The sequence below is a fragment of the Acinetobacter sp. YH16032 genome, assembly GCF_013417345.1.
GTDB lineage: Bacteria > Pseudomonadota > Gammaproteobacteria > Pseudomonadales > Moraxellaceae > Acinetobacter.
In genome coordinates this window covers 225557-248010 of sequence record NZ_VPEE01000001.1, presented here as the reverse complement: position 1 = coordinate 248010, position 22454 = coordinate 225557, and the positions used below count along the sequence as shown (strand labels likewise).

At 38.4% G+C, this 22454-nt stretch carries 21 protein-coding genes and 3 tRNA genes; 14 read left to right on the top strand and 10 right to left on the bottom strand.

The window, feature by feature from the left end; genetic code table 11:
* Position 1 precedes the first annotated feature (1 nt).
* The 3 genes from FTV32_RS01180 to FTV32_RS01170 are packed head-to-tail and all read right to left on the bottom strand — an operon-like array spanning position 2 to position 2952.
* On the bottom strand, positions 2–781 hold the full coding sequence (locus tag FTV32_RS01180; protein WP_180027633.1) for a transglutaminase family protein: 780 nt from the start codon (positions 779–781) through the stop codon (positions 2–4).
* Positions 778–1380 (bottom strand): alpha-E domain-containing protein, encoded by a 603-nt coding sequence (locus tag FTV32_RS01175; protein ID WP_092766170.1) that lies wholly within the window; start codon positions 1378–1380, stop codon positions 778–780. The genes FTV32_RS01180 and FTV32_RS01175 overlap by 4 nt, the downstream gene beginning before the upstream one ends.
* Before the next feature lie 21 nt (positions 1381–1401).
* Entirely contained in the window at positions 1402–2952 is a 1551-nt protein-coding gene (locus FTV32_RS01170; RefSeq protein ID WP_092766169.1) for a circularly permuted type 2 ATP-grasp protein, read from the bottom strand.
* 226 nt (positions 2953–3178) lie between these two features.
* Between FTV32_RS01170 and FTV32_RS01165 the strand changes: the two genes are divergently transcribed.
* A complete protein-coding gene (locus FTV32_RS01165; RefSeq protein ID WP_179998271.1) occupies positions 3179–4177 on the top strand; it encodes a YafY family protein in 999 nt (332 codons plus the stop codon).
* Positions 4178–4569: 392 nt separating this feature from the next.
* Here FTV32_RS01165 and mnmG read toward each other — a convergent pair whose 3' ends face one another.
* Positions 4570–6450: a tRNA uridine-5-carboxymethylaminomethyl(34) synthesis enzyme MnmG gene (mnmG, locus tag FTV32_RS01160; protein WP_180027632.1), complete on the bottom strand. Its 1881-nt coding sequence runs from the start codon at positions 6448–6450 to the stop codon at positions 4570–4572.
* Positions 6451–6708: 258 nt separating this feature from the next.
* On the opposite strand from mnmG, the gene FTV32_RS01155 reads away from it, so the two are divergent.
* From FTV32_RS01155 to purD, 7 genes are all read left to right on the top strand, one after another.
* Positions 6709–7065 (top strand): hypothetical protein, encoded by a 357-nt coding sequence (locus tag FTV32_RS01155; protein ID WP_035267631.1) that lies wholly within the window; start codon positions 6709–6711, stop codon positions 7063–7065.
* Between the two features lie 132 nt (positions 7066–7197).
* Positions 7198–8097, top strand: coding sequence for a bile acid:sodium symporter family protein (locus tag FTV32_RS01150; protein ID WP_180027631.1), 900 nt, complete (start codon positions 7198–7200; stop codon positions 8095–8097).
* Positions 8098–8232: 135 nt separating this feature from the next.
* On the top strand, positions 8233–9132 hold the full coding sequence (gene prmA, locus FTV32_RS01145; protein WP_180027873.1) for a 50S ribosomal protein L11 methyltransferase: 900 nt from the start codon (positions 8233–8235) through the stop codon (positions 9130–9132).
* A 19-nt stretch (positions 9133–9151) separates the two neighbouring features.
* Positions 9152–10006, top strand: a complete 855-nt coding sequence (locus FTV32_RS01140) for a DUF3426 domain-containing protein (RefSeq protein WP_180027630.1) — start codon at positions 9152–9154, stop codon at positions 10004–10006.
* 375 nt (positions 10007–10381) lie between these two features.
* Entirely contained in the window at positions 10382–10651 is a 270-nt protein-coding gene (gene fis, locus FTV32_RS01135) for a DNA-binding transcriptional regulator Fis (protein WP_001086304.1), read from the top strand.
* Positions 10652–10739: 88 nt separating this feature from the next.
* Positions 10740–12314 carry a bifunctional phosphoribosylaminoimidazolecarboxamide formyltransferase/IMP cyclohydrolase gene (purH, locus tag FTV32_RS01130; RefSeq protein ID WP_180027629.1) on the top strand — a complete coding sequence of 525 codons (1575 nt, stop codon included), beginning with the start codon at positions 10740–10742 and terminating at the stop codon, positions 12312–12314.
* Positions 12315–12450: 136 nt separating this feature from the next.
* A complete protein-coding gene (gene purD, locus FTV32_RS01125; RefSeq protein ID WP_180027628.1) occupies positions 12451–13734 on the top strand; it encodes a phosphoribosylamine--glycine ligase in 1284 nt (427 codons plus the stop codon).
* A 53-nt stretch (positions 13735–13787) separates the two neighbouring features.
* On the opposite strand, the gene FTV32_RS01120 is transcribed toward purD, so the two are convergent.
* Together FTV32_RS01120 and FTV32_RS01115 are read right to left on the bottom strand one after the other, a co-directional pair.
* The gene (locus FTV32_RS01120; RefSeq protein ID WP_092766163.1) at positions 13788–14222 is read right to left on the bottom strand and encodes a PH domain-containing protein; all 435 of its coding nucleotides are present in this window, start codon (positions 14220–14222) and stop codon (positions 13788–13790) included.
* Positions 14223–14391: 169 nt separating this feature from the next.
* Positions 14392–15786, bottom strand: a complete 1395-nt coding sequence (locus tag FTV32_RS01115; RefSeq protein ID WP_180027872.1) for a cytochrome P450 — start codon at positions 15784–15786, stop codon at positions 14392–14394.
* A 237-nt stretch (positions 15787–16023) separates the two neighbouring features.
* Between FTV32_RS01115 and FTV32_RS01110 the strand changes: the two genes are divergently transcribed.
* From FTV32_RS01110 to FTV32_RS01095, 4 genes are all read left to right on the top strand, one after another.
* A complete protein-coding gene (locus FTV32_RS01110) occupies positions 16024–17109 on the top strand; it encodes an AraC family transcriptional regulator (RefSeq protein WP_218947281.1) in 1086 nt (361 codons plus the stop codon).
* A 363-nt stretch (positions 17110–17472) separates the two neighbouring features.
* The gene (locus FTV32_RS01105; RefSeq protein ID WP_180027626.1) at positions 17473–18342 is read left to right on the top strand and encodes a MetQ/NlpA family ABC transporter substrate-binding protein; all 870 of its coding nucleotides are present in this window, start codon (positions 17473–17475) and stop codon (positions 18340–18342) included.
* Positions 18343–18413: 71 nt separating this feature from the next.
* Positions 18414–19439: a methionine ABC transporter ATP-binding protein gene (locus FTV32_RS01100; protein ID WP_180027625.1), complete on the top strand. Its 1026-nt coding sequence runs from the start codon at positions 18414–18416 to the stop codon at positions 19437–19439.
* Positions 19436–20131: a methionine ABC transporter permease gene (locus FTV32_RS01095; protein WP_180027624.1), complete on the top strand. Its 696-nt coding sequence runs from the start codon at positions 19436–19438 to the stop codon at positions 20129–20131. The genes FTV32_RS01100 and FTV32_RS01095 overlap by 4 nt, the downstream gene beginning before the upstream one ends.
* Positions 20132–20171: 40 nt before the next feature.
* On the opposite strand, the gene FTV32_RS01090 is transcribed toward FTV32_RS01095, so the two are convergent.
* Positions 20172–20558: a DUF4951 domain-containing protein gene (locus tag FTV32_RS01090; protein WP_180027623.1), complete on the bottom strand. Its 387-nt coding sequence runs from the start codon at positions 20556–20558 to the stop codon at positions 20172–20174.
* A gap of 225 nt (positions 20559–20783) precedes the next feature.
* On the opposite strand from FTV32_RS01090, the gene gloB reads away from it, so the two are divergent.
* Both gloB and FTV32_RS01080 read left to right on the top strand, forming a co-directional pair.
* A complete protein-coding gene (gene gloB, locus FTV32_RS01085; RefSeq protein ID WP_180027622.1) occupies positions 20784–21515 on the top strand; it encodes a hydroxyacylglutathione hydrolase in 732 nt (243 codons plus the stop codon).
* A 252-nt stretch (positions 21516–21767) separates the two neighbouring features.
* Entirely contained in the window at positions 21768–21971 is a 204-nt protein-coding gene (locus tag FTV32_RS01080) for a hypothetical protein (protein ID WP_035267651.1), read from the top strand.
* A gap of 156 nt (positions 21972–22127) precedes the next feature.
* On the opposite strand, the gene FTV32_RS01075 is transcribed toward FTV32_RS01080, so the two are convergent.
* From FTV32_RS01075 to FTV32_RS01065, 3 genes are all read right to left on the bottom strand, one after another.
* Positions 22128–22212: transfer RNA gene (locus FTV32_RS01075), tRNA-Leu, on the bottom strand.
* 38 nt (positions 22213–22250) lie between these two features.
* Positions 22251–22324 (bottom strand) — tRNA-Trp (locus FTV32_RS01070).
* A 38-nt stretch (positions 22325–22362) separates the two neighbouring features.
* Positions 22363–22447: transfer RNA gene (locus tag FTV32_RS01065), tRNA-Leu, on the bottom strand.
* Positions 22448–22454 lie beyond the last annotated feature (7 nt).

The following is a 22454-nucleotide window of genomic DNA, read 5'->3' as shown; positions in this document are numbered from 1 at the left end:
TCTAACACGGTAATACCTGAACGATGGTCGTCATACTCTCCACGCCACCAGCTTCTCGCACACCTCTGATAGGTGCAACGTCCCAATAATCACGCCCTAATGCAATATAAATGTGTGAACTTGGCGTATAGAGCTGATTGCTAACATCAAATGTATACCAAACTCCATCTATATAAGCTTCAGCCCAAGCATGGCTCGCCAAATGACTCATTTCCGGAACGTAAAGATATCCAGAAACATAGCGCGCAGGAATATTTAACTCTCTACACATACCTACAAATACATGAGTATGATCCTGACATACCCCTTGTTGATGATGGAATGCATCTATTGCCGTAGTATTCACTTGAGTAGAATCTGAAATATATGGCATATGCTCAAGCAATGCAGAACTTAAATGTTTTAATTCATCACGAGTCTTTTTACTCACATGCTGAGCTGCAAAAGCTTTCATTTCAGCATCACATTGAGTCGCTGGGGTAATTTGTAGAAAAATACCGACTGGCACTTCTGACTCAATAGCTTGTTCTGAAACTGTATCGATTTCAATAATGCCCTGCGCCATAATACTTAAATTTTGATATGCATAGCGTTGAGTCGAAGTGATCCAAATATTATTAAAGGCATCTTTTGCTTCGACCGTATGACCAGGAATACTCACTGACCAAGCATCTACTTTTTGGTGAGCATTACATTGAGGACACATTCGTATATATTGGATACTATTTTTTGCCGTTTCCGTATATTGATAATGGGTTTGATGATTAATCATCAATTTCATGCATCCACCTCAAATAAACATTGCACCTGATCATTCAATTGGTAAAAGCTATTAGCATTTGGATGCGCTAAAAGATGTTGCCAAGCCTCATCTAAGCTGTCCCATCCTTTAGACTTCAACAGTTCAATCACAACACTTAAAGAATTGATTGTAGAATTAACATCCTGATTCAATCTTATTTCACGATCAAGATTTTCGAAATATTGTCCTAGACTAAAAAACAGAAAAATGTCTTCATTTTCAGCTTCTAGAATATCGCTACACTCATCAACAACAGTACAAATTAATCCTGCATTTTGTGTCGCTGTATCCACCATCTGTTTTAATTCTGAATAAGCCTGAACTGACAATACACCACGTAAATCTTGAATATTATTTTTCACATATTCAAATTGTTGAAAAAAAGAAGCTGGCTGATCATTACTCAGAATCAGCTCATTGAGCGAACACGCATTAAAAGCAGGTAAGCAAAAAGCATGGGCATACTGCAATGCTTGAACATCATCTTGAAATGGAAACTGACCACATAAATGTTGAATACGAGATAAATAACGGCCAACCCAGTATATATTTTGCGCATTGCTGTTTAATATAATCATGACAAGCTCCTGGTTGTATATTTATGAATGTAGCGGATCTATAACCCACGTATCTTTAATGCCACCACCCTGTGACGAATTTACAACTAATGACCCTTCTTGCATCGCAACTCGGGTTAAACCTCCCGGCACGATTTCTGTACGATACGGTGAACTTAAAATAAACGGTCTTAAATCAATATGGCGTTCAGCGATGCCGAATTCAGTTAAAGTGGGAGCGACTGAAAGCGCTAAAGTTGGTTGTGCAATGTAAGCATGCGGCTGTGCAATTAACTTTAATCTAAATTGTTCAATTTCTTGTTCGGTCGCTTTAGGACCAATTAACATGCCATAACCGCCTGAACCTTGCGCCTCTTTAACCACTAACTTTTCTAAATTACAAAGTACATAATCGAGTTCTTCACGTTCACGACATTGGTAAGTCGGTACGTTATTTAAAATTGGCTTCTGGTTTAGATAGTAATTAATCATTTTATCGACATAAGGATAGATTGATTTGTCATCTGCTACCCCCGTGCCAGGCGCATTCGCAATCACGACATTGTGTTGTAAGTAAGCAGACATTAGGCCAGGTACACCTAATGTACTGTCTGGCATAAAACACAATGGATCAAGAAATCCATCATCTAGGCGTCGGTAAATTACATCGACTTGTTTTTTACCCCAAACGGTTTTGGCATAGACCTTAGCATTTTCAACGAATAAATCCTGACCTGTAACTAGAGGAACATCCATCTCACGTGCGAGGAAACAATGCTCATAATATGCACTGTTATATCGGCCGGGTGTAAGCACCACGATAAATGGTTTATCTACTTCAGCATTTTCCTCGAGTATTTGTCTTAAAAGTTGAGGATATTGCTCTACACCTTGTAAATTTGATGACTTACAAAGTTCGGGCATCATTTTTTCACTAATTTTTCGACTTTCCAACATATAAGACACGCCTGATGGTGTTCTTAAATTGTCTTCTAGTACGAAGAAGTCACCTTGCTGATCACGAATAATATCGATTCCGCTAATTTGACTATAAACTTTACCTTTCAATGAATGTTTATACATCAATGGTTGGTATGCCTCATGAGTGAGCACTTGCAGCTCAGGCACTAAACCATCTTTTAAAATCGCCTGATTATGGTAAATATCATCTAAAAAAAAGTTCAATGCTTGCACCCTTTGTGCACAGCCTTGCTCTATTTTGTGCCATTGTTGTTTGGCAATTACACGTGGAATTAAGTCATAAGGAATAATACGATCTGTACCCTCAGCACCACCATAGACTGTAAATGTAATGCCCTGATAGAGGAAATGTTCCTTCGCTTGATGATTTAATGATTTCAGCTCATCCAAGCTTCTTTCACATAACCAATTTTCGATTTTGCTAGATGCCTCTAATCCAATAGTTTTGTCATCTAAAAGTTCATTATAAAATTCAGATTTAAGTTGATCGAACAAGTACGCAGTGCTGTTTTGTTTAACTTCGATCTGCATAGATTTTTCAAAAGCTTCGACGGTATGATCAGCCTTAAAATTTGCGAGAATTGAAGTGGTATCTTTTTCCTCTTTTAGCATACATACCTCTTAATTGTTATCAATTGTAAACAAAATTAAGCAATTTCAATGCCAAAAATTTACCTATTCATCTATTAATGCCCCATTTTTGAAGCATTCACAACGAAAAATGGCCTAAAGATGTATCGAAATATACTCAACAGCTTCACTTTCCATGCTTGCTTATCTCTTAAAGATTTTTTATTGTGTGTTTGAAAAATATTTTCTCTTTATTCATTAGTTGATTATGTCCTCTCAAGAAAAAGAAACATCGAATAGCTTATATCGACAGTGGCAAATTCTTTCACGTTTAACCACTGGCAAATGGATGGGTACACGAGAGTTGCAAGAGACCCTGCAAAGAGAAGGTATTGAAATCAGTTTAAGAACCATTCAACGTGATTTAAATCAAATTTCTCAAAGATTTCCTATTGAGAGTAATAAAACTGTACCACAAGGTTGGCGTTGGCGATCAGATGCCCCAATTCAAAGCTTGCCGCATATGACCAGCTCACAAGCCGTCACCTTCATGATGGTTGAAGAGCATTTGAAGCATTTGCTTCCTCCAAGCTTAATTGAGGAAATGAACCCTTGGTTCGAGCTTGCAAAACGCAGCTTATCTACACAAAACAATGTACGTCAGTGGATTAACCGAGTTCGTATTGTCCCAGCAAGCCAGCCCTTGATCCCTCCTGTTGTAGAGAAACATGCGCAGCAAGCTATTTACGAAGGTCTATTACAAGATAAACAGATCGAATGCATATATCGTGCGCGTGGACCTGAAAGTGAAGAACGTGGTTATACCTTAAACCCGCTCGCATTGGTTCAAAAGGGTTCAATCATTTATTTGATTTGTACTCGACATGACAAATCAGAAGTTCAAACCTTTGCTTTACATCGCTTTAAATCTGCAAAAGTTCTAGAACAACGCGCCTTACACCCTGTTGACTTTGATATTGATGCTTACATTGAATCTGGTGCGCTCGGCTTTAGAGTTGATTTCAATAAACCCACTGAGCTCGTTCAACTCGAACTCTTTATGAATAAAGCTGATGCACTTTACTTTTCCGAAAGCCAACTCAGTAAAGATCAATCCATTACACAAGTATCCGATGATCTCTTTAAAGTGGTGGCTAATGTGCCCTTTACTTCACAATTGGTTTGGTGGCTCAGAAGCTTCGGCAAAAAAATCATTCGTATAGAACCGCTCGATGTATTTAACGCCGTTCATGAAATTGAAAATTAAAAAAAGAGCCAAATTGGCTCTGAAGATTTTTTATTATCATATTTTCAGTATTGCGCTGATTTCTAATTGTGTTGAGTTTAAATACGTGAACTAAACTCCCCTTTAGCCCACGTACATTTTTCAATGTCGTTGGATTATGATTTACATCGTGCAGCATGCAATTTCATAACCATTATAACGAATACGCTTCATCGTCATGGCCTTTCCTCTTTGTTGTGAACGTAGAATCAATATAACGACATCAACTTGGATTGAGAAATAATCATAATTTCTTTATTAATCTCTATTCTTGTTAAACATAAATAATAAATTATTCATCTTATTTATGAATAAATCGTTATATGAGGATCAAAAAAACCCGCATCAAGCGGGTTTTTTGGACTGCAACAGGCTTAAGCAGATTTTTTAGTTTGTGCATTCTTACGAATCGTAATCATCACCAATTGAACAGCAGCAGGTGTTACGCCCGGAATACGACTTGCTTGAGCAAGAGTTTCAGGACGAACCTCTTTGAGTTTCAAGGTAATTTCACGAGATAAACCAGATACTACATCATAATCAAAATCAGCTGGAATCTTGGTTTCTTCAAGACGCTTCATTTGTGCAACATCTTGATGCTGACGGTTGATATAACCTTCGTATTTCACCGCAATCTCAATTTGGTCACCCACTTGAGCAGAAACATCAGAACCAGTAAGTTCCGCAATTTGAGCAAAAGTAATGTTTGGACGTTTCAATAAATCAATTGCTGAACATTCTTTAGAAAGATCCGCACCTGTCATTTCAACGAATTTTTTACCCATTGGATTGTTTGGTGCAGCCCAAAGATGTTGCAAACGACCTGTTTCACGCTCAACCGCTTCCATTTTTTCACAATATGCTGCCCAACGCTCGTCATCCACAAGACCCATTTCACGACCGATTGGCGTCAAACGTTGGTCTGCGTTATCTTCACGAAGCATCAAACGGTATTCCGCACGTGAGGTAAACATACGGTACGGTTCTTTCGTACCTAAAGTGATTAAGTCATCAACCAATACACCCATGTACGCTTCATCACGCTTCGGTGTCCATTGCTCTTGTTCCCACGCACGGCGTGCAGCGTTCAGGCCTGCAAGTAATCCTTGTGCACCTGCTTCTTCATAACCAGTCGTACCGTTGATTTGACCAGCGAAGTACAAGTTATTAATCGCTTTAGTTTCTAAAGTAAATTTCAACGCTTGTGGATTGAAATAATCATACTCAATGGCATAACCCGGACGAAGAATGTGCGCATTTTCCATACCACGGATTGAGCGTACTAACTCGAACTGCACATCAAACGGTAAAGATGTAGAAATACCATTTGGATAAAGTTCATGAGTATCTAAACCTTCAGGCTCAAGGAATACTTGATGAGAATCTTTATCGGCAAATTTATGAATTTTATCTTCGATTGACGGACAGTAACGTGGACCTACACCTTCAATCACACCAGTATACATCGGTGAACGGTCTAGGCCGCCACGGATAATCTCATGTGTTTTTTCATTGGTATGCGTGATGTAGCAGTTGACTTGCTCTGGGTGCATAGATGCATCACCCATAAATGACATCGTTGGTGATGGGAAATCACCCGGCTGTGGTGTCATGACAGAGAAATCTACAGAACGTGCATCAATACGTGGTGGCGTACCTGTTTTTAAACGACCTACTGGCAATTGAAGCTCACGTAAACGGTGCGCTAAAGAAATTGAAGGTGGATCACCTGCACGACCGCCGCTTGATTTCTCAAGACCAACATGAATCACGCCACCCAAGAATGTACCAGCGGTTAACACGACTGTTTTCGCATCAAAGCGAATCCCCATTTGTGTTACCACACCTTTAACGGTATCGCCGTCAACAATGAGATCATCTGCTGCTTGTTGGAAAATATCAAGATTGGCTTGGTTTTCTAATGTTTCGCGAATAGCCGCTTTATAACGTACACGGTCAGCCTGCGCACGCGTTGCACGAACTGCAGCACCTTTACGTGAGTTCAGAATACGGAACTGAATACCACCCTTGTCTGCAGCGAGTGCCATCGCACCACCTAAGGCATCAATTTCGCGAACAAGGTGTGATTTACCAATACCACCAATCGCTGGGTTACAGCTCATCTGCCCTAAAGTCTCAATATTATGAGTTAAGAGTAAAGTCTGTCGACCCATACGTGCCGCAGCAAGCGCTGCTTCTGTACCAGCGTGTCCGCCACCGATAACAATGACATCGTAAACTTTAGGATAATGCATAGTGGTATATGAGGAGATAAAAATAATGACAGAAAATTATAGCAAATTTTGTTTGCCTTGAGACAATCGAGAACAATTTAATTCTAATTTTTTTGAAGTCCAATAATATAAACCATATTGATATTAAAATTTATAAATTTTGCAGATTTAAGTGATTTTTTAACAATTTAGAAAATTTATTTACAGCATTGCCCTTCCATTGATTTGACTATTTTTTCAACATATTCATGTCATATTTTTTAACAAGAGTATACGAACATGAAAGTCCAGTTATTTACGATGTCAATGTTATGTTGTTTGGGTCTAAGCGTAAGTAGTATGAGTATTGCGAATGACAAAGTTGATAATGCCTATAATGCCAAACAATTCCAAAGCGTATGTAAGGGTAAAAGCGAAGGTGATGCTGTCAGTTTCCCGTATAAAGGAATCATTTGGAATGGTACTTGCCAAACTCAATTTTTCCCAACCCAAAGTAAAGATTTAAAAGGAAATGAAGAGCAGCTTAATTCAGCTTGTAAGTCTGATGCAGCGAGTGTTTCCGTGAATATTGAAGGTCAAGAATATAAAGGCAAATGTGCACTCGGATATGCGCCACCGATGCCAAAAGCGTCTTAACCCAATTTTTTAAATTTGACCATTTATGCAACCAATTGAAAAATTGGTTGCTTTTATTTATTGATAACGATAAAACCAAATTAAAAATAACGATCTATTTACAAATAACACAACAAAATTCAGGATGAATTTATGGACACAGGGATCCTTACGATTTTTTTACCTTTAGCACTTGCAATTGTGATGGCGGGTTTAGGACTTGAACTCACTGTTCAAGATTTTCTACGCGTTCGTAAACACCCTAAAGCAGTGCTCATCGCATTATTTTCCCAACTCGTCATTTTGGTTGGCGTTGCATTTATTATATGTAAAATACTCAATCTTTCGCCTTACTTGGCTGTCGGCTTAGTGTTGCTTGCTGCCTCACCAGGGGGTGCGACAGCCAATCTGTTTAGCTATTTATACAAAGGTGATGTTGCGCTCAACATTACCTTGACTGCGATTAATGCCATTATTGCTGCAGTGACCTTGCCGCTTATCGTGAATTTTGCAATCACACATTTCATTCAGGATTCAACTCAAATTGGTCTACAATTTAGTAAAATTTTACAAGTGTTCGCCATTATTCTTATTCCAGTTGCCCTCGGTATGTTTGTGCGCTACAAATTTCCAAATGTTGCAACCAAACTAGAAAAACCAGTGCGTATTTTTGCCGTTGTATTCTTAGTGTTAATTATTGTCGGTGCAGTACTTTCTGAACGTGCCAACATTATGAATTATCTTGCTCAAATTGGTTTGGCAACAGCGTTATTTTGTATCGCAAGTCTTAGCGTTGGTTATTTTCTACCACGCTTCTTTGGTGTACCGAGTTTTCAAGCAAGAGCGTGTGCTTTTGAAATTGGTATCCATAACAGTACTTTGGCCATGGCGATTGCAATCACGATAATGAATAGCAGCGAAATTGCGATGCCAGCAGCTGTTTATTCAATCTTTATGTATATCTTCGCTGCTATTTTCGGCATGTTGCTGAATCGTTTTGCACCATTAGACCATCCGGCTGAGTTAACTCAAAACCACTCACAAATTAACTGATATTAATTGAGTTAACCAACTCATCTTAAAGGCACTGTAATCGTGCCTTTATTTATGCTTCAGGTTTTATCTGCATTCTTAAAGCGAATACAGTACAATGCTAACTCTCGTATTGCATATTTAGGTTTTTTTACTGTGAAGTGGTTACAAATCCATATTACTGTCGATCAAGCACAAGTTGATTTTACTGAAACATTATTATTATCTCTTGGTGCAGTCAGTGTGACGCTAGATGATGCAGAAGATCAAGCGTTATTAGAACCACTTCCAGGTGAGACTCCGCTTTGGAACAAAGTCATCGTAACGGGTATTTACGCTCAAGAAGATGATGAAGAAATCGATGTCGTCGCACTAGAAACTTTCATTAAAGACCAGATGCCTGAAGCGCCTTTACGTTATGAGTTTATCGAAGATCAAGAGTGGGAACGCACTTGGATGGATGCATATGAGCCAATTCAAATTGGTGAAAAATATTGGATCGTGCCTGAGTGGATGGAAGCACCTGAAGCGGATGCGGTCAATATTAAATTAGATCCAGGCCTAGCTTTTGGTACAGGTAATCATGCTTCAACATTCCTCTGCCTACAATGGTTAGGTAAAACCGATGTAAAAGACAAAATCGTCATCGATTACGGCTGTGGTTCTGGCATTCTAGGTGTTGCTGCCCTATTGCTTGGTGCAAAAAAAGTATATGCGACAGATATTGATCCTCAAGCTGTACTCGCTACACAACAAAATGCTGAATTAAATGGCGTGCTCGAAAATTTATATGTCGGCTTACCTGAAGAATTTAATCAAACACTTGGTGAGCAAAAGGCAGATGTATTTGTCGCAAATATTCTTGCTGGCCCACTGATGGCGCTTGCTGAGGAGTTTTCAACACTCATTCAACCTGAGGGTGAATTCGCACTAGCCGGTATTATTGAAGAGCAAGTTGATGATGTTTCTCGTGTTTATGCTGAATTTTTTGATATATTAGACAAAGAAAAGCGTGATGAAAATTGGTACCGTCTTTCTGGGAAACGCCATAAATAAGTAGAGCTTAATTTAAGATATGAGTGATAAACAAACCCGCTGCCCAAATTGCTCCACAATTTACAAGGTATCAGTCACCCAGTTAACTGTTGCCGAGGGTATGGTTTGTTGTCCTAAATGTTCTGCTGAGTTTAATGCGCTTCTACATCTATTCAATCCTCAACCGAAAGTGATTGAACCTTTAATCACAGAAGCCCAAGACAGTACCGCACCATCTGAAGATGTAATTGAACCCAAACAAGAACAACACCTATTGGATATTTTCGATCGTAAAGTTGCAAATTCAAACATAACCTTGCGTACGTATTTAAATAACTTAAATACGTTCAATCATGATCCGATTACCAACTACCCTTCTTTAAATCTTTCATCATCAATCCATGCCAATAGCCAATCGAAACCAAGAACTAGGCTTTATATTGCGACATGGGCGATCGTAAATACAATTTTAGCGTTATTACTGGTTTTTCAATTTTTATGGTTTAACCCAAATGTATTGCAACGCTCACCTGCGCTAAATCAGGCATTTATATCAGCATGTAACTTATTTAATTGTGACACGCTTGATGAACGCTATACCCATATAAAAGTACAAGACCTCAATATTGAGTCAACATCAGTGATCTCCACTGTTTTTTCAGGTCACTTGGTGAACGAATATAGCAAAGGGCTAAAACTGCCTCTCTTGAAAATAAGCATTTTTCAACAAGGTAAATTGATTTCATCCTCTATTAAAGCACCCAATGAATATTTAGTAGAAAGTTTGCATGGAATTACACGAATTCCTCAAGACAGTCCATTTGGTTTCAAATTTAGTATAAATTTTTCTCAATCTGAGTTTGACAATTATAAATTGGAAGTTATACGACCATAAGATCAAAAAAAACGATAAAAAAATTAAAAAAAATGTAGTTTTCTTGCTCACTTTTTCATAGACAATGGTATGATACGCGCCACGAAAGCTTTGTACCGCAAACTCCTCGCAATTTCTCAAAATAAATACAGTTCTGTTCATGTGCTTAATTTTTTTATTCAGCGCATCAGGGATGTTTTTTGTTTTATGTGGAACCGTAACAAATATTAAACTATTGTTACGCTTATTTTTCACTCAATTGCTCTAGTTGTGGCAAGCTAATTGTTCTTGTTTTAGAGTCGACCGTTTTAGGACCTAAAACGGAGCTCGTTTTTTTTATTTTGACCACAAAATCACTTTTACCCTAAGTGATTATTGATTCTCGGATTAACTCGCATGAATAGCAAATCTCCTATTTTTACTGCACAATCTGATGTCGCTCTTCGTATTCACGTAGATCGCGCAGTTCGCCATTATTTTGCACAATTGCAAGGCGAGCAACCATCTCAAGTTTATGACATGGTTTTAGCAGAAATGGAGAAACCTCTTTTATCTGTAGTGTTAGAATATACACGTGGCAACCAGACTCGCGCTGCTGAGATTCTAGGCCTTAACCGTGGTACTTTACGTAAAAAGTTGAAAGCTCACGGTTTAATGAGTGAATAAATGATAAAATGCTTGCGGCTTCCGCGGGCATTTTTTTTACCTGCTATTTAGCTTTTTTGTTTTAATTCTTGATAACTGTGACTAAATCATGACTATTAAACGCGCATTAATCTCTGTTTCTGATAAAACAGGCATTGTTGAATTTGCCCAAGACCTTGTTGCTCTAGGGGTAGAAATTTTATCTACTGGCGGTACTTATAAGTTGTTACGTGACAACAATATTGCTGTAGTCGAAGTTTCAGAGCACACTGGTTTCCCAGAGATGATGGACGGACGTGTAAAAACACTTCATCCGAAAATCCACGGTGGTATCTTGGCTCGTCGTGGTCTAGATGAAGCTGTGATGGCTGAACACAACATCGATGCGATCGATTTAGTTGTGGTAAACCTTTATCCATTTGCTGCAACTGTTGCAAAACCTAACTGCTCACTTGCTGATGCAATCGAAAATATCGACATCGGTGGTCCAACGATGGTTCGTGCTGCTGCGAAAAACCATGCAGCTGTTGGTATCGTTGTAAATGCATCTGACTATGCGACTGTAGTTGCTGAGCTTAAAGCTGAAGGCTCACTTTCTTATGCAACTCGTTTTGACTTAGCAGTTAAAGCATTTGAACATACTGCTCAGTACGACGGTATGATCGCATCTTACTTAGGCGCTCGCGTTGGTAAAGAAGAAGGTCAAGCTGATCAATTTGCACGTACATTCAATACGCAATTAAATAAAGCACAAGATTTACGTTACGGTGAAAACCCACACCAATCTGCTGCATTCTATGTTGACCCTGCTGCAACTGAAGCATCTGTTTCTACTGCTAAACAGTTACAAGGTAAAGAACTCTCTTATAACAACATCGCGGACACTGACGCAGCTTTAGAGTGTGTTAAATCATTCGCTAAACCTGCATGTGTAATCGTAAAACACGCAAACCCATGTGGCGTTGCAGTCTCTTTAGAAGGCATTAAAGCTGCATATGATTTAGCTTATGCAACTGACCCAGAATCTGCATTCGGTGGCATCATTGCATTCAACCGTGAATTAGACGTTGCAACTGCACAAGCTATTGTTGATCGTCAATTTGTTGAAGTGATCATTGCACCAAGCGTTGCTGAAGGCGTATTAGAAGTTACTGGTGCGAAGAAAAACGTACGTGTACTTGTATGTGGCGAATTACCAGCAATTGACGAACGTGCTCCACAAATGGACTACAAACGTGTAAACGGTGGTTTACTTGTTCAAGATCAAGACTTAGGTATGATTACTAAAGATGATCTTAAAGTTGTGACGAAACGTGCCCCAACTGAACAAGAAATTGATGACATGATCTTTGCTTGGAAAGTTGCGAAATACGTTAAATCAAACGCGATTGTTTATGCTAAAAACCGTCAAACGATTGGTGTGGGCGCAGGTCAAATGAGCCGTGTAAACTCTGCTCGTATTGCTGCGATCAAAGCTGAACATGCAGGCTTAGTCGTTGAAGGTGCAGTAATGGCATCTGACGCATTCTTCCCATTCCGTGATGGTATTGATAACGCTGCTAAAGCAGGTATCAAATGTATCATCCAACCGGGTGGTTCAATGCGAGATGAAGAAACGATTGCTGCTGCTGACGAAGCAGGTATTGCAATGGTGTTCACTGGCATGCGTCATTTCCGTCATTAATTAATGGTTCGTGTCATGATGACTTCTCATAAGTCACCTATAACACTGATAAGAGATTTTTAATCTTGCCTAAAGTCCTCTTCTATTCATTTAGTTGAGGACTTTATGTCATTTTCGATTCATGGAGTATGAACCGATGAATATTTTAGTTTTGGGTAATGGCGGTCGTGAACATGCGTTAGCATGGAAAATCGCTCAAGATGAAAAAGTAGCTAAAGTTTTCGTTGCACCGGGTAATGCGGGCACAGCAACTGAACCAAAATGTGAAAATGTAGCACTTAACATTTTAGATAACCCTGCCATTATCGACTTTGCAAAAAATAATGCCGTGGACCTGATTGTTGTCGGTCCTGAAGCACCGCTTGTAAATGGTGTAGTCGATGCTTGTCGCGCTGCAGGTGTGAAAATTTGGGGTCCTACCCAATTTGCAGCGCAATTAGAAGGCTCTAAAGCATTTGCGAAGCACTTCCTGAAACGTCACAACATCCCAACGGCTTTCTATGACGTGTTCACAGAAGTCGATGCTGCTAAGGCATTTGTTGAGAAAAATGGTGCGCCGATCGTGATCAAAGCTGATGGTCTTGCTGCTGGTAAAGGCGTGATCGTTGCGATGACCAATCAAGAAGCATTCGATGCAATTGATGACATGCTTGCAGGCAACAAATTTGGTGATGCAGGTTCACGCGTTGTCATCGAAGAGTTCTTGGCAGGTGAAGAAGCATCTTTCATTTGTATGATTGATGGCGACAACATTTTACCTATGGCTACGTCACAAGATCATAAACGTATCTTTGAAGGTGACCAAGGTCCTAACACGGGCGGTATGGGTGCTTACTCTCCTGCTCCTGTTGTGACGGCTGAAGTTTTTGAAAAAACCATGAATGAAGTGATGCGTCCTACCGTTGAAGGTATGAAAAAAGACGGGCACGTTTATACAGGTTTCTTATACGCAGGTTTGATGATTGATGAACAAGGTCAGCCTAAAGTAATCGAGTTTAACTGTCGTTTTGGTGACCCTGAAACTCAACCGATCATGATGCGTTTAAAATCATCTTTAGTTGATTTAGTTGAAGCAGGTATTGAAGGTAAACTTCCTGCAGAAGCTGAATGGGATGAGCGTAAAACTGTCGGTATCGTACTTGCATCCAAGGGCTACCCTGAAACCTCTAGCAATGGCGATGTGATTTCTGGTTTAGATACGGAAATGGCAGATGCGAAAGTGTTCCATGCAGGTACGAAAGCCAATGAGAATGGTGACATCGTAACTGCTGGTGGTCGTGTCCTTTGCGTGACTGCACTTGGTAATACCATTGGTGAAGCACAAGCAAAAGCTTTAGAGCTTTGCCAAAAAGTAACGTTTGACGGCGTTCAATACCGTAAAGATATTGGTTACCGCGCGATTGCTCGTGAAAATGCTTAATACAGTTTAAGTATTAAAAAACCCCGCTTTGTGCGGGGTTTTTAATTAATTTCTTAAAGTTCAATTGATGTTTTATCATCTAATTCATCAAGATAATGATTGACTGATTTTCTAAAATCTAATGGTTTAGCAATATATGGAATTGGGGCATTAGAACCACCAGTTCCTCTAACAATAATTGAACCAAAATTAAATATGCGACCTAGGATACCTTGATCTACACCAAGACTCTCTACACGATTGATTTTAAGTTCAATTGTATTACGGCGAATTAACCCAGTTTTAGCAATAATCCTTCTATTCGTTATAGCTAGCTCTGTGGTCCATACGTTAATAATAGCTACTAAAATAAAAATTAGACCAATTCCAGCCATAGGTAACAATAATACCCCTATAATAATATAGCCAATTTGAGACATCCAAGACACATGTGCCCTTTCTAATATTTTTTCGTCTCTAGCTAGATTAGACTCAATGTAACTACCCATCACTACCTCATAATTATAAATTGTGCTTAATATTAGGATTTATTGAAAATATTTATATTGCTTGCAACAATATCTAACATTCCAATTCATTTCAACAAATACACAATAATTAATAAATAGTTAAATCATAATCTAAAGTAGTCCTTAAACCCTTAGAAAGAGCTTTTCCTTATTCCTGATTTACTTTAGGATGCAGCTTTACCATCATCTTAGAATATCCACGAACAAAATTAGACTGAACAATCTCAGGTGTTTCAAGCACTTCAATTCTGTCATAACGTTTGAGAATCTCCTCCCAAAGAATAGTCAATTGCATCTCAGCCAAACGACTACCCATACAGCGATGAATTCCATAACCAAATGATAGATGTTTTTTCACATTTTCACGATCAATACGAAATTCATCCGCATTTTCAAACACAGTTTCATCACGGTTAGCAGACGCATACCACATAACAACTTTGTCACCTTTGCGGATATACTGACCTTTATAAATTAGATCTTGAGTCGCTACACGGCGCATATACGCCAATGGTGTCTGCCAACGAATAATCTCACTAACCATATTAGGCAACAGATCAGGATTATTCTTCAGCTTGTCTAATTCCTGAGGGAACAAATGCATTGCATAAACCCCGCCCGACATCGAGTTACGAGTCGTATCATTCCCGCCTACGATTAATAATGCCAAATTCCCCAGAAACTCTAATGGCCGCTGAATCAGATCCTTTGTCTCATCACTCCGAATAAGCATACTCATCAAGTCAAAGCTTGAAGCCTCACCTGCTTCTATACGTGCAGCCTTATCATGCCAAAGTTGTGACAAATCTCTCACCATCTCTTTTAAACCATCAAAAGTATTTTCAATGGTCATCGTACCGCCTGTCGTACCTGGCGATGAAGATGCAATTTCAGACCAATACACCAATTTACGTCGTTCTTCGTAAGGGAAATCTAGCAATGTCGCCAACATTCTTGAAGTCAGCTCAATTGATACTCGATCTACAAAGTCAAAAGCTTCATTTAAAGGCAAGTGATCAAGTACGTCTTGGGTACGTTTCCGAATCAAGCTTTCCATGTCTTTTAAGTTTTTAGGTACAAAAACCCCCTGCACAGCTTTACGCTGAATATCATGCTTCGGTGGATCCATCGCAATAAACATTTCAAGTTCTAAACCTTGCGGTTGCTCACCCAACATAATGATCGGTTCTGAAGAGAAGAGCTGATGATTTTTATCAACGTACATGACATCTTCGTACTGTGTCATCGACCAAAAAGGACCAAATAAACTGTTTGATTGATAATGTATCGGCGCATCTTTCCGTAATCGCTTAAAAGTATCCTTCCATACACCTTGCTTGTATAAAAAAGGGCTACTGACATCAAGCTCTTGTAAGGGGCAAACATTTGGATCTGGAAGTTGAATTTCTTGAATGTGATCAAAATCAGGATTCTTAAATAGGCTACTTTTTAATTTATGGTATACATGGGCAGCTTTGATGTGATTTTCTAAGGGAATATAGCGAGCGCTAAAATTCACCAAATCTACTCGAACAGCATTCATTTTTTTGACTAAATTATTCATGACAATGTGTCCTATGTGATCTCATCTTTAAATTTATATTCAGCCTTTATTCCATTAAGCTGATGATCTGTGTTTGAGCATAGAATTTAAAAAATACACAATCAGGTCATTTTTTGACATTAATAAGTCATTTTTTGACATTCTTTTAATTCAAATTAGCAGCTCTAATGAGGCTAGATTTAAGAAAGATCAATATCACGCTATCTGGACTTGAGTATGATGTCTAAAGGAATAGAACATAGCAATCAGGACGATAATGCAATTCGGGCATTGATTCCCTGCGCATATGTCAGAATTATTGCGCAACAATTGGGAGGTGGGCTGCGTGTATTCCCAACTTTATTGAATGGCACATCTCTGACTGCTGAATTTATTCAACAGGAAGATTCACGGATTTCAGCATCTGATTTTATTCGTATATTTGACAATGCATTGAACATGGCAGATGTTCCCGACTTCGGTTTAGAACTTGGACATCGCCTTAAACCAACGACTCATGGCGCAATGGGCTTTTTGATGCACAGTTGCCCAAACCTCTATGCTGCACTTGAAGCGATTCAACATTATCTACCTACTCGGATTGGATTTGCAGAAGTCATTCTCGAAAAGCGTGATCAGCAGATGAATTGTAAAATTCAATTTAATATCGATTGCTCCACCCCTGTATATCAAAGCATGATCGAGTCTTGCATGGTGGTATTTAAAGAGTGTGCTGAATTTATTTTAGGTAAGCCATTAACTGAGGCGAAGTTGCTTTTTAGCTATCCTAAACCTGCTTACCACGCTGCTTATACAAAAATTTTTCAATGTGATTTCGCATTTTCACAATCTTTTGATGGCATTCAGATACCTTTATCTGTGTGTAAAATCCCGAATGCTTCAGCAAGTCAGGAGAACTATCTCATTGCAAAAAAACAATGTGAAAATGTACTTAAGGAACTTCTTACACCCCAAAATACTTATCAGTTTCGTGTCAAAAAAATACTGATTGAGCATTTATCAGATCCCAAAAATGAATCTGAGATTGCCTCTTCATTATTCATGAGCAAACGAACCTTAGCTCGTCATTTAGAAAAAGAAGGTTTAACCTTTAAAGAAGTCAAAGATCAAGTTCTTGCACAGCAAAGTGCTTATTTTCTTGAGCATACGCAACTCACGATTGAAACAATTAGTATGCTTCTTAATTATCACGATGCCTCAAATTTCAGACGAGCATTCAAGCGTTGGTTTGGTATGCCCCCTAGCCAATATCGGCAGAAATACAATAATGATCTTACCAAGCAAATTTCTAAATTAAATTAAATCCATATTTTTCATATTGATATATTAAATCATTATAAGGTGTTCGGCTGATAACGGGTCTTTCTAATTTTAAACACTCAAATTATAAGTATGATATTTAAAGTTTATTTATACATTCTCATAAATTGTATATGACGCTTTATGCTAAGCTAGTTCATTAACATCACTATATTGAATAAAAAAAAATTGTTATCATCAACCAACTTTTTTGTTATCAATGCTTAAATAATTGATAGCTAAATACCGAATTATCTCTAACAGATGAATAGCTTGAAGTGCTCTTGAAACAAGGACAGTTCATTTCACTATTCACCTCACTGCATATGTAAGTTGAAGATCGTTTCAACATACTCAGGAAATATCATGAAGAAAATTCTTGGTTTAGTTTTGGGCCTATCAGTGGGTATCGCTGGATGCTCAAAACAAGATGCTCCAGAAACCGCTGCAAACAACACGAATAAAGATTCAGTTCATACCATTACAATCGCTTCTACAGGTTCAGATGCAGATATCTGGAAGTTCATTGCAAAATTGCCAGAAACTGAAGCTGCAGGTTTAAAGTTAGATGTTAAAAACTTTACTGATTATGTTTCAATGAACACTGCGGTAGCCAATAAAGAGATTGATATCAATGCCTTCCAATCATATGCATATATGGTTGCATACAATGATGCCAATACTCAAAAAATTGCGCCATTATCTACGACTTATCTTGAGCCAATGGGGATTTACTCAAGCAAAGTTAAAAATTTAAATGATTTCAAAACAGGTTCGACCATTGCAATTCCAAACGATGGTGCTAATGAATCACGTGCCCTTTTATTATTGCAATCTGCTGGTTTAGTAAAGTTAAAACCTCAATTTGACAATGTCAAAGGCACTACTTCTGATGTAACTGAGAATCCTAAACAAATCACCATCAAACCGATTCAAATGGCAACTGCGGTACGTGTGAAAGATGAAGTGGATGCCATTGTATTAGGCAACACCTTAGCAATGGAAGGTGGTTTGAACGTATTAAAAGATGCGATCTACTACGAGCCAATCGATCAAAGTACAAAAATGAATGTGAATGTATTGGCTGTAGCTGAAGGGCGTCAGAATGATCCTGTATTGCAAAAGGTAGGTCAGCTATATCATACAGATGCAGTTAAGCAATATGTGAAAGAAAACTTTGGTGGCACTAAGGTTAATGTTGATAAACCAACAACATATCTCACAGAAGCTCAATAATTCTAGACTTCTGTATTTTTAACAGGCAAATTTAATTTGCCTGTTTTTCATTTTTAATAGTTCTTGACGTTATGATTGAATTTAAAAATATTAGTAAACATTATCAGCTTAAAGGCCAAACTATTCACGCCTTAGACAATATTAATCTGACGATTCCAGATGGAAGTATCTTCGGAATTATAGGCTATAGTGGTGCAGGTAAAAGTACACTGATCCGTTTGATCAATTTACTAGAAAGACCCAATCAAGGTCAAATGATCATCCACGGTCAAGATTTCACTGCTTTGAGCGCTTCAAAATTACGTCAAGAACGCGCCAATATTGGTATGATTTTCCAGCATTTCAATTTACTACAAACCAAAACCGTTGCAGCCAATATTGAAATGCCAATGAAACTCCTTGGCTGGAGTAAAGCTGAGCGTCTAAAACGCTTAGATGAGCTACTTGAGTTTATCGATTTAAAACATAAACGTGATGCTTTTCCAGATGAGCTTTCTGGTGGTCAAAAACAGCGTGTAGGTATCGCTCGGGCACTTGCCAATCATCCAAAAATTCTACTCTGTGACGAAGCAACATCAGCGCTTGATCCTCAAACGACAAAGTCTGTACTTGCCCTTTTGAAAAAAATTAATCAAGAGCAAGGAATCACCATTGTTATGGTTACGCATGAAATGGATGTTATTGAGTCGATTTGCGACTTTGTTGCAGTTATGGAACAAGGCAAAGTGATTGAACACGGCAGTACTCTCGATATCTTTAGTCAACCTCAACACCCGACGACCAAAACATTTATTCAAACTGTTTTACAGCAGCAGTTACCTATCAATATTTTAAATAATTTAGAAAATCAAAATCACCACAGTATTTATAGCTTGCAGTTCTTAGGTACTTCAGCACAAGAAACTGTTGTACAAGCTGCCATCAAACGATTTGATATTAGTCTCAATATTTTATTTGCCAACATGACCGAAATTAATGGCGCTGTGATTGGACAAATGTTTGTGCAATTACTGGGTGATCAAGACATTATTCAAGAAACCATCAGCTTTTTCCAACAACATGGCGTTAAGGTTGAACAATCAGGAGTACGTGCATGAGAGATATGATTGTTCAATGGCTAACAGAAATTACTGAACCTTTTTGGAAAAGCTCGCTTTCAATTGATCAATTTTTGACAGCCCTACAAGAAACCTTCCATATGGTTTTCTTTGCAATGCTATTCGGTACGATTTGGGGTTTAATTCAAGGGATAACCCTACTTGTTACACGACCAAACGGGATTTTAGCCAATCGTGTGATTTACTATGGATTAAACCCTATTGTGAATGCATTACGTTCCCTCCCGTTTATTATCCTCCTGATCGCGGTTATTCCACTGACAAAAATGATTGTGGGTACTTCTATTGGGACATGGGCAGCTATTGTTCCTTTAACCATTTATGTAGGACCTTATATTGGTCGTCTGGTTGAAACTTCACTCCTTGAAGTCAACGAAGGCATCGTGGAATCAGCGCAAGCTATGGGCGCAACACCCCTACAAATTATTTTCAAATTTATTCTACCTGAGGCACGCAGTTCCCTCATTCTCAATTTAACTACAGCTGCAATCAGCTTAATTGGTGCAACAGCCATGGCTGGCGCTGTCGGTGCAGGTGGCATTGGTGATCTTGCGATCTCCTATGGTTATCAACGCTTTGATACCAGTGTCGTTATACTCACTGTTATTGTGCTTTTAGTATTAGTTCAATTGGTGCAAATGACAGGTGGAAAACTCGCCAAAATGCGATAGTAAATTTAAAAAAAGATCTCAAATGAGATCTTTTTTAATATCAATCCATCCAAAGTGAAGCGATTTTTTCCATTAATTGCGCACGTAACGGCGCAGTTGGATTGCATGGATTACGCTTTGCTTCATGCTTATAAAACGCTTGCCAATCGCGTATCATTTCCAAACTAACACCTTGAGCTTTAAACTGATGGATGTCTTGCTTAGATACACTTTCTAAGCGTGCTTGAGCACCTTCTGGCCCTGTTGCCCAACCGATAACCTCTTGCCCAAAACTCGGAAGGCTCATTTGGTTAGGTGTTTGAGGAACCGCTTTACGTTCAATTGTCTCATTGACCTTACAGCTGCTTGGACGCTCGTATAATTGAGACTTTTGCAGTTGACCAACTTGAGAGTTCTGCATACAACCAACAAGAACAATCGAACTCATCACTGCGCTGATGCAAGCACTCAATCTCACTTTTATCTTCATTTACTTTTTACTCGAAATTTGTTCATCAGATCAGATAATCTTAAGCTAACAACGATGCACCTCATCAAATTCGACATCAATATTTACAATACATCGCTGTTTAAAATTTGGGTGAATTTTACAATTTGATAAGCTTGATCTAGGATGAGATCAAATAAGTCACATGTTTTAGGATCGTTTAGGATGCGTTATCAAGTTCGCGTAATTGATGTTAACAATGCGCTACAAAACTATATATGGATTATTGAAGATACTGAAACCCAAGAAATTGCAGTGGTAGACCCTACAGAAGCCAATTTGGTGGTCAACTATTGTGACTCGAATGGTTTAACACTTAAGCAAATATGGCTTACCCACTGGCATAAAGACCATATTGGTGGTGTGCCAGAGTTAATCGCGGAAAAAAATATTGAAGTTTATGGTCCACGCGAAGAATTATCTAAAATTCCATTTATCAGTTGTCCACTCAATCATAATGATGAATTTTATTTTAATGACTTAAAACTTGACGTCATCGCTGTTCCTGGCCATACCTTAGGTCATATCGCAATATTTGCAGATGAAATCGACAGTTTATTCTGTGGAGATACCTTATTTGCAATGGGATGTGGACGCCTTTTTGAAGGAACGGCTGAACAAATGTATCAATCACTTAACCGACTGTCAGCGCTCCCTCCAAGAACTCAAGTCTACTGTACCCATGAATACACGCTCTCAAATGCACAATTCGCTTTACAAGTAGAACCTGAGAATAAGGCACTACAAGAACGATTTGAACAAGTTCAGAAACTTCGAGATCAAAATCAAATAACCTTACCTTCCACCATTGAAATTGAACTTGAGACCAATCCTTTCTTGCGCGTCAACAGTGCTGAAGAATTTAAACGTATTCGGGAAATGAAAGATAATTTCTAAATTTAGCATTATCTGTTCAAATTACAGATGTTTATTACTGAGCGATATTCGCTCAGTTTTTAAACCCTTCAGACAATACATTCTCTTCTTTATCTTAAAGCTTTAACAACATGATCAAATTCTGTCTTTTAATTGCATGAAATATATACATTTCTATAGAATTAAAATATATTTACATTAATTTAGGTTCAAACCCTTTAAAAACAACATCATTAACCTTATTAATATTTCATTAGTCAAAGGAGTTGTCTCATGAAGAAAGTGGTCAAAGCAAAAAATTTAATTGCATTCAGAATTTGGTTAGAAAAATTAGGTTATTCCGTTCGAAATTTAAAGGATAACCAAGGCTTCACTTTCAGTTTTAAAAAAGAATATGGTTTAGTGACATGTGACTTATCTGGAAATACGTTGGCAATGCAATTAGGTGAAGAATTCGAGGATCACTTGAAGGCTTAATTTCAGCTTAATTCAAAGGAATGAATACTGAATAGATCATTTAAATATTAATATCGCCTCTTTGTAGGCGATTTTTTTTATGTTTAGATATTTCAGCCTGTATTTATATAAAAATATAGGCAATAAAAAAGCAAGGTATCAAACCTTGCCTTAATATGGTGGGGACGGAGAGACTCGAACTCTCACACCTTGCGGCGCTGGAACCTAAATCCAGTGCGTCTACCAATTTCGCCACGTCCCCTTTGAATACTCAATTATATTACTGAGCTTCATAAAACTTGGCAGAGGATCAAGGATTCGAACCTTGACGAACGGTTTTGGAGACCGTCATGCTACCATTACACCAATCCTCTATTTCACTTACTTCGGTCATTCCACCTAGTAAATTACTTGGTGGGGACGGAGAGACTCGAACTCTCACACCTTGCGGCGCTGGAACCTAAATCCAGTGCGTCTACCAATTTCGCCACGTCCCCGATGGCT

Excerpts from the sequence above, each read along its gene's own strand:
- FTV32_RS01110 (WP_218947281.1), top strand. The coding sequence starts at position 16,024 with ATGATGTCTAAAGGAATAGAACATAGCAATCAGGACGATAATGCAATT.
- FTV32_RS01170 (WP_092766169.1), bottom strand. The coding sequence starts at position 2,952 with ATGCTAAAAGAGGAAAAAGATACCACTTCAATTCTCGCAAATTTTAAG.
- FTV32_RS01150 (WP_180027631.1), top strand. The coding sequence starts at position 7,198 with ATGGACACAGGGATCCTTACGATTTTTTTACCTTTAGCACTTGCAATT.
- FTV32_RS01120 (WP_092766163.1), bottom strand. The coding sequence starts at position 14,222 with ATGGGTAGTTACATTGAGTCTAATCTAGCTAGAGACGAAAAAATATTA.
- mnmG (WP_180027632.1), bottom strand. The coding sequence starts at position 6,450 with ATGCATTATCCTAAAGTTTACGATGTCATTGTTATCGGTGGCGGACAC.
- FTV32_RS01155 (WP_035267631.1), top strand. The coding sequence starts at position 6,709 with ATGAAAGTCCAGTTATTTACGATGTCAATGTTATGTTGTTTGGGTCTA.
- FTV32_RS01165 (WP_179998271.1), top strand. The coding sequence starts at position 3,179 with ATGTCCTCTCAAGAAAAAGAAACATCGAATAGCTTATATCGACAGTGG.
- FTV32_RS01100 (WP_180027625.1), top strand. The coding sequence starts at position 18,414 with ATGATTGAATTTAAAAATATTAGTAAACATTATCAGCTTAAAGGCCAA.
- FTV32_RS01140 (WP_180027630.1), top strand. The coding sequence starts at position 9,152 with ATGAGTGATAAACAAACCCGCTGCCCAAATTGCTCCACAATTTACAAG.
- gloB (WP_180027622.1), top strand. The coding sequence starts at position 20,784 with ATGCGTTATCAAGTTCGCGTAATTGATGTTAACAATGCGCTACAAAAC.
- purH (WP_180027629.1), top strand. The coding sequence starts at position 10,740 with ATGACTATTAAACGCGCATTAATCTCTGTTTCTGATAAAACAGGCATT.
- FTV32_RS01115 (WP_180027872.1), bottom strand. The coding sequence starts at position 15,786 with ATGAATGCTGTTCGAGTAGATTTGGTGAATTTTAGCGCTCGCTATATT.
- FTV32_RS01175 (WP_092766170.1), bottom strand. The coding sequence starts at position 1,380 with ATGATTATATTAAACAGCAATGCGCAAAATATATACTGGGTTGGCCGT.
- purD (WP_180027628.1), top strand. The coding sequence starts at position 12,451 with ATGAATATTTTAGTTTTGGGTAATGGCGGTCGTGAACATGCGTTAGCA.
- FTV32_RS01180 (WP_180027633.1), bottom strand. The coding sequence starts at position 781 with ATGAAATTGATGATTAATCATCAAACCCATTATCAATATACGGAAACG.
- FTV32_RS01090 (WP_180027623.1), bottom strand. The coding sequence starts at position 20,558 with ATGAGTTCGATTGTTCTTGTTGGTTGTATGCAGAACTCTCAAGTTGGT.
- FTV32_RS01095 (WP_180027624.1), top strand. The coding sequence starts at position 19,436 with ATGAGAGATATGATTGTTCAATGGCTAACAGAAATTACTGAACCTTTT.
- fis (WP_001086304.1), top strand. The coding sequence starts at position 10,382 with ATGAATAGCAAATCTCCTATTTTTACTGCACAATCTGATGTCGCTCTT.
- FTV32_RS01105 (WP_180027626.1), top strand. The coding sequence starts at position 17,473 with ATGAAGAAAATTCTTGGTTTAGTTTTGGGCCTATCAGTGGGTATCGCT.
- FTV32_RS01080 (WP_035267651.1), top strand. The coding sequence starts at position 21,768 with ATGAAGAAAGTGGTCAAAGCAAAAAATTTAATTGCATTCAGAATTTGG.